The 13377-nt window shown below is 35.7% G+C and carries 9 protein-coding genes; 7 read left to right on the forward strand and 2 right to left on the reverse strand.

Annotation, left to right across the window (positions count from 1 at the left end):
- Positions 1 to 27 precede the first annotated feature (27 nt).
- Genes ACQVV1_RS00820 through ACQVV1_RS00840 form a run of 5 tightly spaced genes read left to right on the forward strand, consistent with a single transcriptional unit; the run spans position 28 to position 10209 of the window.
- On the forward strand, positions 28 to 7185 hold the full coding sequence (locus ACQVV1_RS00820) for an amino acid adenylation domain-containing protein (protein ID WP_431168439.1): 7158 nt from the start codon (positions 28 to 30) through the stop codon (positions 7183 to 7185).
- The gene (locus ACQVV1_RS00825; RefSeq protein WP_431168440.1) at positions 7182 to 7406 is read left to right on the forward strand and encodes an MbtH family protein; all 225 of its coding nucleotides are present in this window, start codon (positions 7182 to 7184) and stop codon (positions 7404 to 7406) included. Before ACQVV1_RS00820 ends, ACQVV1_RS00825 begins: the two co-directional genes overlap by 4 nt.
- On the forward strand, positions 7406 to 8848 hold the full coding sequence (locus tag ACQVV1_RS00830; protein WP_309260139.1) for an MDR family MFS transporter: 1443 nt from the start codon (positions 7406 to 7408) through the stop codon (positions 8846 to 8848). Before ACQVV1_RS00825 ends, ACQVV1_RS00830 begins: the two co-directional genes overlap by 1 nt.
- Before the next feature lie 33 nt (positions 8849 to 8881).
- Positions 8882 to 9631, forward strand: a complete 750-nt coding sequence (gene sfp / locus ACQVV1_RS00835) for a 4'-phosphopantetheinyl transferase Sfp (protein WP_431168441.1) — start codon at positions 8882 to 8884, stop codon at positions 9629 to 9631.
- Positions 9632 to 9666: 35 nt separating this feature from the next.
- Positions 9667 to 10209, forward strand: coding sequence for a hypothetical protein (locus ACQVV1_RS00840; protein WP_063223367.1), 543 nt, complete (start codon positions 9667 to 9669; stop codon positions 10207 to 10209).
- A 37-nt stretch (positions 10210 to 10246) separates the two neighbouring features.
- Here ACQVV1_RS00840 and ACQVV1_RS00845 read toward each other — a convergent pair whose 3' ends face one another.
- Entirely contained in the window at positions 10247 to 10519 is a 273-nt protein-coding gene (locus ACQVV1_RS00845; protein WP_001043907.1) for an HU family DNA-binding protein, read from the reverse strand.
- 205 nt (positions 10520 to 10724) lie between these two features.
- On the opposite strand from ACQVV1_RS00845, the gene ACQVV1_RS00850 reads away from it, so the two are divergent.
- A complete protein-coding gene (locus tag ACQVV1_RS00850) occupies positions 10725 to 11492 on the forward strand; it encodes a DUF3891 family protein (protein WP_431168442.1) in 768 nt (255 codons plus the stop codon).
- A 14-nt stretch (positions 11493 to 11506) separates the two neighbouring features.
- Positions 11507 to 12031: a DinB family protein gene (locus ACQVV1_RS00855; RefSeq protein ID WP_431168443.1), complete on the forward strand. Its 525-nt coding sequence runs from the start codon at positions 11507 to 11509 to the stop codon at positions 12029 to 12031.
- Between the two features lie 100 nt (positions 12032 to 12131).
- On the opposite strand, the gene ACQVV1_RS00860 is transcribed toward ACQVV1_RS00855, so the two are convergent.
- Positions 12132 to 13325 carry a S8 family peptidase gene (locus ACQVV1_RS00860; RefSeq protein WP_242253122.1) on the reverse strand — a complete coding sequence of 398 codons (1194 nt, stop codon included), beginning with the start codon at positions 13323 to 13325 and terminating at the stop codon, positions 12132 to 12134.
- Between the last annotated feature and the right edge of the window lie 52 nt (positions 13326 to 13377).

A 13377-nucleotide genomic window follows, 5' to 3' on the forward strand; every position in this document is an offset into this window, starting at 1 on the left:
GACTACATAATAAAGGGGTAGTAAAGAATGCCTAACAGTCAAAAGATTCGTCATTCGTTATCATCAGCGCAGTCTGGTATGTGGTTTGCGCAACAATTAGATCCGCTTAATCCAATTTATAATACTGGGGAATATGTAGAAATAAACGGAAATATTCATCAAGAAATTTTCGAACTAGCTGTGCGTAAAGTTGTAATGGAAGCAGAAGCACTTCATGTTCGCTTCGAAGAGGATGAAATTGGCCCATGGCAAGTTATTGAAGAATCACAGTTTCATATGCATTTTATTGACGTTCGTAAAGAAGAAAACCCTGAAGAAGCTGCTAAAGTATGGATGAAAAATGATTTATCTATGCCAGTCGATTTGAAAAAAGATACTTTATTTACTGAAGCACTTATTCAAGTTGAAAATAATCGTTTCTTTTGGTATCAGCGCATCCATCACATTGTGATGGATGGCTATGGATTTTCACTTCTTAGCCAAAAGGTAGCGAATGAGTATACATCACTTATTGAAGAAACAAACAAGAATGAAAAGCCATTTGGTTCTCTTGCAAAAGTTGTGCAAGAAGGTATTGCGTATCGTGAATCTAAACAATTTCAGGAAGATCGTGCTTTTTGGTTAGAGAAGTTTGCAGATGAACCGGATGTCATAAGTTTAGCAGAACGAGCACCGAGAACAACAAATGGATTTTTACGAGAAACAGCGTATTTATCTAGTTCTAGTACGAAAACTTTATTAGAAGATATCAATATTTCGTTAACAAGTTGGCCGGAATTCATTGTCGCTGTAACAAGTATTTATATGCATAAATTAACAGGTGCAAATGATATTGTTTTAGGTTTACCGATGATGGGACGTCTAGGTTCTGTATCTATTCATACACCAAGTATGGTAATGAATTTAGTACCACTGCGCCTCACTGTAACTCCAAATATAACTCTTGCGGAATTATTACAGCAAGTTTCTAAAGAAATCCGAGATGTACGTCGCCATCATAAATACCGTCATGAGGAATTAAGAAGAGACTTAAAGTTACTAGGTGAAAATCAAAGGTTGTTTGGACCGTTAGTGAATGTTATGCCTTTTGATTACGGGCTTAATTTTGCTGGAAATCGTGGTATTACGCATAACTTATCAGCAGGACCTGTAGATGATTTATCGATAAATGTATATAAATGTTTTGATCAAAATGAGCTAATGATTCATTTTGATGCGAATCCCGAAGTATATAATGACGCGGAGCTAGCAGTGCATAAAGAAAGATTTATGAATCTATTTGAATTAGTAATAAATAATTATGAGAAAAACGAGTCGATTGGAAAAATAAACATTACTCTGCCTGAAGAAAATCATAAAGTTTTATTGGAATGGAATGAAACGAAGGAAGACGATGAGTTAATCAGTCTACCTATATCATTTGAAAAACAAGTGCAAAAAAATCCAAATAAACTTGCGATTACTTGTGACGGTGTAAACCTTACGTATAAAGAGCTAAATGAACGAGCGAATGAACTAGCACATTATTTAGTAGAAGAAGGAATACGACCAAACCAGTTTGTAGCTTTAGTGTTCCCTAGATCAATAGAAATGGTAGTTAGTATGCTAGCAGTCTTAAAGGCTGGTGCAGCATATTTACCAATAGATCCAGAATACCCAGCAGAAAGAGTTAATTATATAGTAAATGATTCAAAACCAGTTTGTATCATAACACATTCATCTGTTTCATCTAAGTTAGTTATAGAAAATGATATGAAAAAAATTGTATTAGATGAAGAAGAAACGAAACTAGCGTTACATACATATTCTCGCATGAATATAGCATGTAAGAATAATGTATCACTTTTAAACCCAGCCTATACAATATATACTTCAGGCTCAACAGGAAACCCAAAAGGTGTAATTGTTTCTATGAGAGGTTTAAGCAACTTTTTAATAGCTATGCAACAAAATTTTTCATTAAATGAAAATGATCATTTATTAGCAGTTACAACGTTTGCGTTTGATATTTCTGCTCTAGAAATTTATTTACCTCTTATTAGTGGTGCAAGTTTAACAATTGCGCAAAAAGAAGACATACAAGAGCCTTCTGCATTAACGACACTTTTACAAGAAGAAAGAGTGACCATTATGCAGGCTACACCGACGCTTTGGCAGGCGTTAGTAACTGATTATCCAGAAAAGCTACAAGGGCTAAGCATACTTGTTGGTGGTGAAGCTCTTCCAGCGCATTTAGCAAATAAATTAAAAGAATTAGGTTGCTCAATAACTAATTTATATGGACCAACTGAAACGACGATTTGGTCTACTTTTATGAACATTGATGAAGGTGAAAAGGGTATACCTCCTATTGGAAAGCCAATTTGCAATACAGAAGTGTATGTATTGGATGCAGGGTTACAACCAGTTCCACCTGGAGTTATTGGTGAACTATATATTGCAGGGGAAGGACTTGCAAGCGGATATTTAGGGAAACCTGAGTTAACAGCTGAACGGTTTGTTGCAAATCCTTATGGAGAATCAGGGAAGCGCATGTACCGTACAGGAGATCTTGTGAAATGGCGTAATGATGGTGCGTTAGAGTACATTAGTCGCGCAGATCATCAAATTAAAATCCGTGGATTCCGAATTGAATTAGCTGAAATTGAAACGGTATTACAACGACATGAAAATATTCAACAAGCGGTAGTAATGGTACGAGAAGATCGCCCAAATGATAAACGCATCATTGCGTATATCGTTGCAGAAGAAGAGGAACCGATTAATCTTTCAGAAATTCGTTCTTATGTTTCAGAAAGTTTAGCGAATTATATGATACCATCGGCATTTGTTGTGCTAGAAGAATTACCATTAACGCCAAATGGTAAGGTTGACAGAAAGAAATTACCTGCTCCTGATTTTAATGGAATGAACAATGAGAGGGTTGCTAGAAATCCGAAAGAAGAAATATTATGTGATTTATTTGCAGAAGTACTTGGTGTTTCTCGAATTAGCATTGATGATAATTTCTTTGAAATGGGTGGACATTCACTTCTCGCATCTCGTTTAATGGCAAGAATTCGTGAAACGTTAAGTGTGGAATTAGGAATCGGGAAACTATTTGAATCACCAACTGTTGCCGAACTGGCGAAACAATTAGACTATGCAAAAAGCGCAAGACCAGCTATTCAGAAAGCAAGTAGGCCAAATGAAGTTCCACTTTCATTTGCACAGCGCAGGTTATGGTTCTTAAATTGTTTAGAAGGTCCAAGTCCTACTTATAATATTCCGCTAGTCATTCGTATGAATGGAATATTGAATCGGGAAGCATTACAAGGTGCTTTTTATGATGTAGTTGAGAAACATGAAACACTTAGAACAATTTTCCCTAACGTATTAGGAAGTTCCTATCAAAAAATTTTAGATATGGAAAACTTAAATCTAGAAATGGTTATAACTAATACATGTAAAGATGAATTAGAAAGTGTACTTTCAGAGGCGGTAAGATATAGTTTTAACCTCGATTTTGAGCCGGCAGTTCGTTTGCAACTTTTTACAGTGAGTGAAAACGAACATGTATTATTAATTCTATTACATCATATTGTAGGTGATGGCTGGTCATTACAGCCGTTAACGAGAGATTTTACAGCAGCGTATAAAGCACGATGTCAAGGTGACAGAGTTCAGCTGGAGACACTTCCAGTTCAATACGCAGATTATGCACTTTGGCAACAGCAATTGCTAGGTGATGAAACGACACCAGAGAGTCTTATTTCAACACAATTAGATTTTTGGAAAGAAGAACTTAAAGGTTTACCAGACCAAATGGAATTACCTACAGATTTCCAGCGTCCAATTGAGACAAGTTACCGCGGGGAAACAATTCATTTTCATATAGATGAAGGTATGCATAGTAGGTTAGTAGAGCTTGCACGTAAAAATGGAGTTAGTTTGTTTATGGTGCTACAAGCAGGGCTTAGTGCACTATTTACAAGATTAGGTGCAGGCACTGATATACCAATTGGAAGTCCGATTGCTGGAAGAAATGATGATGTACTTTCAGATATTGTTGGTTTATTTGTAAATACATTAGTGTTACGTACAAATACTTCAGGAGATCCAAGTTTTAAAGAATTATTAAATAGAGTGAAGCAGGTAAATCTTGTAGCTTATGAAAATCAAGATGTTCCATTTGAAAGACTTGTTGAAGTGTTAAATCCAGTACGTACTCGAAATAGCCACCCGTTGTTTCAAGTTATGTTAGCTTTTCAAAATACACCAGAAGCAACGTTTAATGTACCAGATTTAGAAGCGAGCCTTGAAATTCAAAGCGTCGGTTCTGCAAAATTTGATTTAACATTTGAAATTAGTGAGAGTAACGAAGGTGATGGTACTCCAAACGGTTTACATGGATTACTAGAGTTTAGTACCGATTTATATAAACGTGAAACGGTTCAAAAACTAATAGAACGATTCATTTTGTTATTAGATGATGCGGCGACAAATCCGGATCAATCCATTGGCAGATTAGAAATATTAACTTTAGCAGAGAAAAATACAGTATTAGAAAAGTGGAATGGTGGTTTTCAAATTGCACCAGAAATGACATTGCCACAATTATTTGAAAAGCAGGCTCATATAAATCCAAACTCTATTGCTGTTGTCTTTGAAGATAAGAAATTAACTTATGAAGAGTTAAATAAAAAAGCAAATAAAATAGCTCGTTTGTTAATAGCAAAAGGAATCGGTCCTGATCAACTCGCTGCTTTAGCAATGCCGAGGTCTTTAAATATGGTTGTGAGTTTACTTGCGGTTCTTAAAGCAGGAGCAGGTTATCTTCCATTAGATCCAGATTACCCGTCTGATCGTATTTCATTTATGCTCCACGATGCGAAACCATCATGTGTTTTAACAAATTCAAATGTGGAAATTGAATGTGATGAGGAACTGAAAATTTTAGTTGATGATGTAAAAGTAATAGAAGAAATTGAGAAATATAGTGAAGACAATATTGATGAAATGGAGCGTGTGAAGCCGTTAACTCCTTCACATATTGCTTACGTTATTTATACGTCAGGTTCAACAGGTAGACCGAAAGGCGTTATGATACCTCATCAAAATGTAGTGAGACTTTTAGGAGCAACTGATCATTGGTTCCAATTTGACGCAGACGATGTTTGGACGATGTTCCATTCATACGCTTTTGATTTCTCGGTTTGGGAAATTTGGGGGCCTTTGTTATATGGAGGGCGTCTAGTCGTAGTACCACATACTGTAAGTCGGTCGCCGAAAGAATTTTTACAACTTCTTGTTAAAGAAAAGGTAACTGTTTTAAACCAAACTCCATCAGCGTTCTATCAATTGATGCAAGCAGATCGTGAAAATGAAGAGATTGGCCAAAAATTATCTTTACGATATGTTGTTTTTGGAGGAGAAGCACTTGAGCTAAGTCGATTAGAAGATTGGTATAGTCGACATTCTCATAATGCACCAAAGCTTATTAATATGTATGGTATTACGGAGACGACAGTACATGTTAGTTATATTGAATTAGATGAAATAATAGTCTCTTTACGAGCAAACAGTTTAATTGGGTGTAGTATACCTGATCTTAAAGTATATGTGTTAGACAACTATTTACAACCAGTGCCACCTGGAGTAGTTGGAGAAATGTATGTTGCAGGTGCAGGGCTTGCTCGTGGATATTTAGGAAGAGCAGGCTTAACTGCAGAACGGTTTATTGCAGATCCATTTGGGAAGCCAGGTACAAGAATGTATCGTACTGGAGACTTAGCGCGTTGGGGTCAAGATGGGACGCTAGATTATATAGGACGTGCAGATCACCAAATAAAAATTCGTGGATTCCGAATTGAGTTAGGGGAAATAGAAGCGGTAATAATGAAACATCCTAAAGTTGAACAAGTCGCCGTTATTGTAAGGGAAGATCAACCAGGAGATAAACGGTTAGTTGCTTATATCGTTGCATCAAATAATGAAATGATTGATACGAATGAAATGCGTCAGTATGCTGGTGGTAGTTTACCAGATTACATGGTTCCATACGCTTTTGTTATAGTAAATGAGTTGCCTTTAACTCCAAACGGTAAATTAGATAGAAAGGCATTGCCAGCTCCAGAATTTATCGCATCATCTTCTAGTCGTGGACCAAGAACACCGCAAGAAGAAATGCTATGTGACTTGTTTACAGAAGTTTTAAGTGTGCCTCAAATTGGAATTGATGACGGATTCTTTGATCTAGGTGGCCATTCACTTCTTGCAGTACAGCTTATGAGCCGTATTAAAGAAGCACTTGGGGTTGAACTAAATATCGGAACTTTATTTGCGGCACCTACTGTTGCAGGTCTTGCTGAAAGACTTGCAGTGGGAAATGGACAAAGTGCACTTGATGTGTTGCTTCCATTACGAGCAAGTGGAGACCAATTACCACTATTTTGTGTACACCCAGCAGGTGGATTAAGTTGGTGCTATGCAGGACTTATGAAATCTTTAGGTACAGATTATCCAATCTACGGTGTACAGGCACGTGGTATTGCTAAAAATGAAGAACTTCCAAAAAGTTTAGAGGAGATGGCAGCGGATTATTTAAAACACGTTCGTGAAGTACAGCCTCACGGACCATATCGTTTACTCGGTTGGTCGCTCGGAGGAAATGTTGTTCATGCAATGGCAGCGCAACTACAAAATGAAGGGGAAGAAGTAGAATTACTCGTTATGCTAGATTCTTATCCTGGCCACTTCCTACCGAATACGGAAGCACCAACTGAAGAAGAGGCGTTAATCGCATTACTTGCTTTAGGTGGATATGATCCAGATAACATGGATGGTAAACCACTTACGATGGAAAGTGCAGTTGAAATACTTCGTAAAGATGGAAGTGCATTAGCAAGTCTTGAGGAAGAGACTATTTTGAACTTGAAAGAAACATATGTAAATTCGGTAGGGTTGTTAGGGAAGTATGTACCGAAAGTTTATAACGGAGATATTTTATTCTTTAGATCTACTGTTATACCAGACTGGTTTGATCCTATTTCTCCAAATACGTGGCTAAATTACTTAGATGGGAAAATTGTACAACACGATATTGATTGTAGACATAAAGATTTATGTCAACCAGGACCACTTACAGAAATTGGACAAGTATTAGCGGAATATTTGCAGAATAAGAAAGGGGTAAGTACAGTATGACGAATCCATTTGAAAATGATAATTACACATATAAAGTATTAATGAATGAGGAGGGCCAGTATTCTCTCTGGCCTGCCTTTCTCGATGTACCTATTGGATGGAATGTCGCACATGAAGAAGCTAGTAGACAAGTTTGCTTACAATATGTTGAAACTAACTGGAAAGATTTGAAGCCAAAAAGTTATCAAGCTGGCGAAAAAATATTAGTAGGAAAACGATAATGAAGGTAAAAATAAATCCAAAAGTAGTTGTAAGTATCGTTTATATTACAGCGATGTTTATGGCTGCAATGGATGCAACAATTGTAAATGTAGCATTACAAACGATAAGTAAAGAACTACAAGTGCCGCCATCTGCGATGGGGACGGTTAATGTTGGGTATTTAGTTAGCTTAGCTGTTTTTCTTCCAATTTCCGGTTGGTTGGGAGATCGCTTCGGTACGAAAAGAGTATTTCTAATCGCTCTTTTCGTATTTACAACTGCGTCTGCATTATGTGGAATAGCGAGCGATATTACTTCATTGAATATTTTTCGTATCATTCAAGGTGCTGGCGGGGGGCTTTTAACACCAGTTGGGATGGCGATGTTATTCCGAACATTTTCGCCAGAGGAAAGGCCGAAAATTTCACGGTTTATTGTATTGCCAATTGCTGTCGCACCGGCAGTAGGACCAATTATTGGCGGTTTTTTTGTAGATCAAATGTCTTGGCGCTGGGCATTTTATATTAATTTACCGTTTGGAATCGTAGTGTTACTATTCGGTCTTCTATTTTTAAAAGAGCATATTGAAAAGTCAGCTGGTCGTTTTGATTCTCTCGGTTTTGTTCTTTCAGCACCAGGATTTGCGATGATAATTTATGCACTTAGTCAAGGACCATCAAAAGGCTGGGTTTCTCCAGAAATTATGAGTACTGGGATAGCTGGGATTGTATTTATTACATTGTTCATCGTTGTAGAACTTAGAGTAAAGCAACCGATGTTAGATTTACGATTATTAAAAGAACCAGTCTTTAGAAAAATGAGCCTTATTTCATTGTTTTCATCCGCTGGTTTACTAGGAATGTTATTTGTTTTTCCACTTATGTATCAAAATGTAATAGGAGTTTCCGCACTGGAATCAGGCCTTACGACATTTCCAGAGGCGATTGGGTTAATGATATCGTCACAGATTGTGCCATGGTCATATAAGAAATTAGGAGCTCGAAAGGTAATTTCTATTGGATTAATTTGTACGGCGATTATCTTTGTTTTATTAAGTTTTGTAAATCACGATACGAACCCATGGCAAATTCGGGCATTATTGTTTGGCATCGGTATTTTCTTAGGTCAGTCTGTTGGAGCAGTTCAATTTTCTGCATTTAACAATATCGCACCACCTTCTATGGGGAGAGCGACTACTATATTCAATGTGCAAAATCGATTAGGTTCAGCGATAGGAGTTGCTGTTTTAGCTAGTATACTAGCCGGTTTTGGAAATAACAGTGCACAACATAATGCTCATTCAGATTTCTTGCCATATCAAGCGGCATTAATTGGATCAGCAATATTTTTACTCGTAGCATTACTATTTTCTTTACGTATTTCTGATAAAGAGGTAATGTCAAAGAAGAAAGAAAAAATGTTATCCGTATCAAAAAAACAGAAAGCACTTGTCAATGAATAACAATTGATATTCGTTGTATAAAGGAGAGTTTACATGATAGAAAGTAAAGTTGTAGATTCTATACCAACTTTGAATGAGAATGATTGTCAAATATGGTGGGGGAGAATTTCAGATTTACAATCATGGCATTACTATTTACTAAATGACGTTGAACGAGAGAAAGCAAATTCATATCATTATTCGGCAGATCGTGCCCGTTTTATAATAGGTTGCGTAATTAGTAGATTAGTTCTTGGGAAGATACTTTCTATGTCGCCAGTGCAAGTGCCGATTGATCGAATGTGCCCAGTATGTAAATTACAACATGGCAGACCGCAATTATCAGAAGGAATGCCACAAATATCGGTTTCACATTCAGGTGAGTGGGTTGTTGTTGCATTTACAAAGTCTGCACCTGTAGGCGTTGATGTTGAACAAATGAATCCAAATGTAGATGTTATGAAAATGGCAGAAGGCGTATTAACAGACATTGAAATAGCGCAAGTTATGAAATTACCTAATGAACAGAAAATAGAAGGTTTTTTAACATATTGGACTAGAAAAGAAGCAGTGCTCAAAGCGACAGGTGAAGGACTAATGATTCCACCAGTGGATATTACTATCTCAGCCCCAAATGATCCTCCAAACTTGTTAGTTTTTAAGGATAGACATGAGTTAGTAGAAACTACAATGATTGAAGATATAAGACCAAGTGTAGATTATATGGCTTCAATTGCAATATTTAGTAAAGAAGTAACTAAAATCACACAGATAGACGCAGTAGAGCTTTTAAATTATAAATAAGTTTAATAAAATATCTTATAGAAGAGGTGTTCCTCATGTTAGTAGCGGAAAATAGAACAAATGAATTCACTTATAATGTACAAGCAATTAAAAATATTTTATTTGCTGGAGATACATCATCTATTCATGCTTTAGAAAAGTTATTGAATGATACAGTTCAGTTTGATGTCCTCGAACAAGAGGTACTTGATAGACAATACATTCCGAAAGAAGCAAAGAATTTCTTTGATAAAAACGGAACATTTCTTTACCGTGTATCTCATGTTAGTTATAAAGGAAAAGTGTTATCTGAAAATCTAATTTTTGCGGACACTTCGTTTTTACCAAATACAATTAAGAGTGAATTAGAGAGTGGAAACATTCCAGTTGAAAAACTTATAGAAAGGATGAAAGTAAGAAGAAACGTATTATACGAGGGGTATCAGCCTTCTGGAAATATTATTGAATTATTTGATGGATGCTCTGTTGCAGCGAATGTGTATCCAACAAGAAAATATCAAATTGTAAGTAACTGCAAATGTATATTTTATATTTGTGAAGTGTATCATGCAGAGAATATAAAGGAATTACTAAATTAAAACAAGAAACCAGCCTATAAAATGGCTGGTTTCTTGTTTATTTCACAGCTTCTTTTAACTCTTTACCTGCTTTAAATGCAGGCACTTTACCAGCAGCGATTTGAATTTCTTCGCCAGTTTGTGGATTACGTCCCGTACGAGCAGATCTTTCACGCACTTCAAAAGTTCCAAAGCCGATTAATTGAACTTTATCGCCAGATTGTAATGCAGTAGCAATTGTGTCAAATACAGATTGTACAGCTGCAGAAGCATCCTTTTGAGAAATATCAGCTGATTGTGCGACATTTTTAATTAATTCTGTTTTGTTCATGTTTTCACCTCATAAAAAAATTTTTTGGAATGAATGATTTAGTATAATAGTTAGTAAAGATAAAGCTATTTATATTGTTAGAAAGAATGCTATATAGTTATGTTAATTTCGTTGCAAGAAACTGAATCCCTGCTAATAATTAGGGATTAATTAAGAATTGATGCATAGAAAACGTTGTAATATGAGGATGAGGGGGAGTATACGGATGATTTTTCGTGAAAAGGATGAGAAAGAAAGTATATTAATTCGTCAACATGATCATGGTTTTTTAGCTGGAGAGATTGCGAAGCATATAAAAAAAGATTTTTTTGAAGATGACACATATTTAAAAGAGACAATTGATGCAATATATGAGCATGATAGAGGATGGATAGAACTTGATAAAGTACCAATTTTGAATGATGCTAAAAATATCCCATATACATTTATGGATTGTCCAAGTTCATTACGCTTTGTCTTTTATACGATTGGTTTGAATGAAATTGAAGATTCCAATCCATACGGAGCATTACTTTGTAGTAAGCATTTTTTATCATTTCCATTAAATGAGGAAGATGAAGAGATGATGTCATTTTATACAGGGGAATTGGAACGACAAAAAAGAATATTGAAAACACTAACAAAAGAACAATTTGCGATGTTCGATAAACATTATAGATTATTAAAGTTTTGCGATGAACTTTCTTTATATGTCTGTATGAATAAACCAGGGGTAGAAAAGAAAGATGAAATTGATTTGTTTAAAGATGGTTTTGAAGGAACAGAAATGTTTAATAGTAAAGAGGGGAAACCTATTCAAGCTGAATGGATAGATGAGGAAACAATTCGGATTACACCGTTTCCATTTCAAACGGAATTTCATACGTATGTAAAATATAAAACTATAGATAAACGTGAAATTGAAGAAAAAGGAATTGTAAAGGCTGATAGAGAATCAGAAATGAAGAAACAAACTATTCGTTTCATACAATAAGGAGGCGATTTCGATTGAAAGAGTACATGTTAAAACAGGTGGATTACCATGCTTGGGCTAATATACGATTATTCAATCGACTAAAAGAATTACCAAATTATGAGACTGTTTTTAATGAACAGATACAGAGTGTATTTCCATCAATCAAAGAGACATTTGCGCATATTTATATTACAGATCAAGTGTGGTTACACATATTGCATGGTAAAAGTATGAATGAAGCAATACAAGACCGAGAAAATTTACGAAAACAAATCGAAACTAAATCGTTACATGAATTAGAAAAAATGTTTGAAAATATGACAAATCAATATAAAGACTTTTTAAGTACAATACAAGACGTGAATGCTGTATTTGTTATTGAGAATCCATATGTAGGGAAATTAGAAACTTCAATTTTAGAGTTGGTACAACATGTCGTAAATCATGGTACATATCATAGAGGAAATATAACAGCGATGCTTCGCCAACTTGGGCATTCGTCGATAATGATGGATTTTGTACTTTATTTACATATGGTGCAGAAAGAGGGAGAGTAATATAATTTGTAAGAAGGAGAGACTTTAATTGTAAAAGTCTCTCTTTCAATTTTATCCCGCTTTAATGGTAGAACGACTGATTAGAGTTTTACTTTATTTCTTAAGAGGCTTTATTTTCTTGTAATTGCTTAGCGTATTGTACCGCCTTATATGCATTAACTCTACCATTTTTCCAGTACGTACCTGTACCGCTAATTTTATCAGAAGTTGACTCAATAATTTGGCGGATTTGTGTATTGCTATAACCTTGATTCGCTAAAAGAGAAGCGACTCCTGCAACGTGAGGTGTTGCCATAGACGTACCACTTAATGATTGATACGTGCTACCTTTATATGTGGAATATATATTTGAACCTGGAGCTGCAACATCTACCCAGCTACCATAAGTAGAAAATGAAGATTTTCTATCTAATTGGTCTGTAGAAGCAACTGCAATTACTTCGCTGTAATATGCAGGGTAATTTGCTTTTGTATTTCCAGCATTTCCAGCAGCTGCAACAATAACAGAGCCTTTATTCCATGCATATTGAACAGCTTGTTGTAATGCAGTCCCACCATTTGGAGCTCCTAAACTTAAACTAATTACTTTTGCACCTGAATCAGCAGCTTCTCGAATACCTTGCGCTACTGCATCAAGAGTCCCACTTCCTTGATTATCTAATACGCGGACAGCATAAATTGAAGTTTGTGGGGCAACACCAGCAATTCCGACACTATTATTCGTAAGTGCTCCAGTAATTCCAGCGCAATGTGTACCATGACCATTACCGTCATCAGAAACATTGTCGTTATCAACATAATCATGCCCGTAAATTACTTTCGAAGCTAAATCAGGGTGTGAACCTTGTACTCCTGTATCAATAATAGCTACTTTTACACTAGAATCACTTCGTTGACTATCCCAAGCTAGTGGAGCTTGAATTTTTTGTAATCCATATTGATTTTTATAATATGGATCGTTCGGAGTCCAGAAGGAGTGAACGTAGTAATTCGGCTCTGCATATTCCACATCTGGATTGTTTTTATAACTTTTTATCTTTTCTTTTACAGTACCTTTCGAAAATTGAACGACTTCAAAACCTAACTTATCATCTTTAGATAAAACATTAGCACCAACAGACTTATGAAAAGATTGCACATTACTTAAAGATGCATTTTGTTTGAACTTAACGATCAATTGGTTAGGGACGTAATCAGTAGATGATGTTTCAGCACTTGAAGTATTTGTGTTAAAAAAGAAACCACCGATAATAAACGATAAAACAGATAGGAAAACAATGATTTTGTTTTTCAAAAGATTTTTCCTCCCTTTTGTTGGATAAGTTTTTCAGCGACGCTTTAATGTC

This window comes from Bacillus basilensis, assembly GCF_050630465.1.
Taxonomy (GTDB): Bacteria; Bacillota; Bacilli; order Bacillales; family Bacillaceae_G; genus Bacillus_A; species Bacillus_A basilensis.

Coding starts and splice junctions, on each gene's coding strand:
- ACQVV1_RS00840 (WP_063223367.1), top strand. CDS start 9,667: ATGTTAGTAGCGGAAAATAGAACAAATGAATTCACTTATAATGTACAA.
- ACQVV1_RS00820 (WP_431168439.1), top strand. CDS start 28: ATGCCTAACAGTCAAAAGATTCGTCATTCGTTATCATCAGCGCAGTCT.
- sfp (WP_431168441.1), top strand. CDS start 8,882: ATGATAGAAAGTAAAGTTGTAGATTCTATACCAACTTTGAATGAGAAT.
- ACQVV1_RS00830 (WP_309260139.1), top strand. CDS start 7,406: ATGAAGGTAAAAATAAATCCAAAAGTAGTTGTAAGTATCGTTTATATT.
- ACQVV1_RS00850 (WP_431168442.1), top strand. CDS start 10,725: ATGATTTTTCGTGAAAAGGATGAGAAAGAAAGTATATTAATTCGTCAA.
- ACQVV1_RS00825 (WP_431168440.1), top strand. CDS start 7,182: ATGACGAATCCATTTGAAAATGATAATTACACATATAAAGTATTAATG.
- ACQVV1_RS00845 (WP_001043907.1), bottom strand. CDS start 10,519: ATGAACAAAACAGAATTAATTAAAAATGTCGCACAATCAGCTGATATT.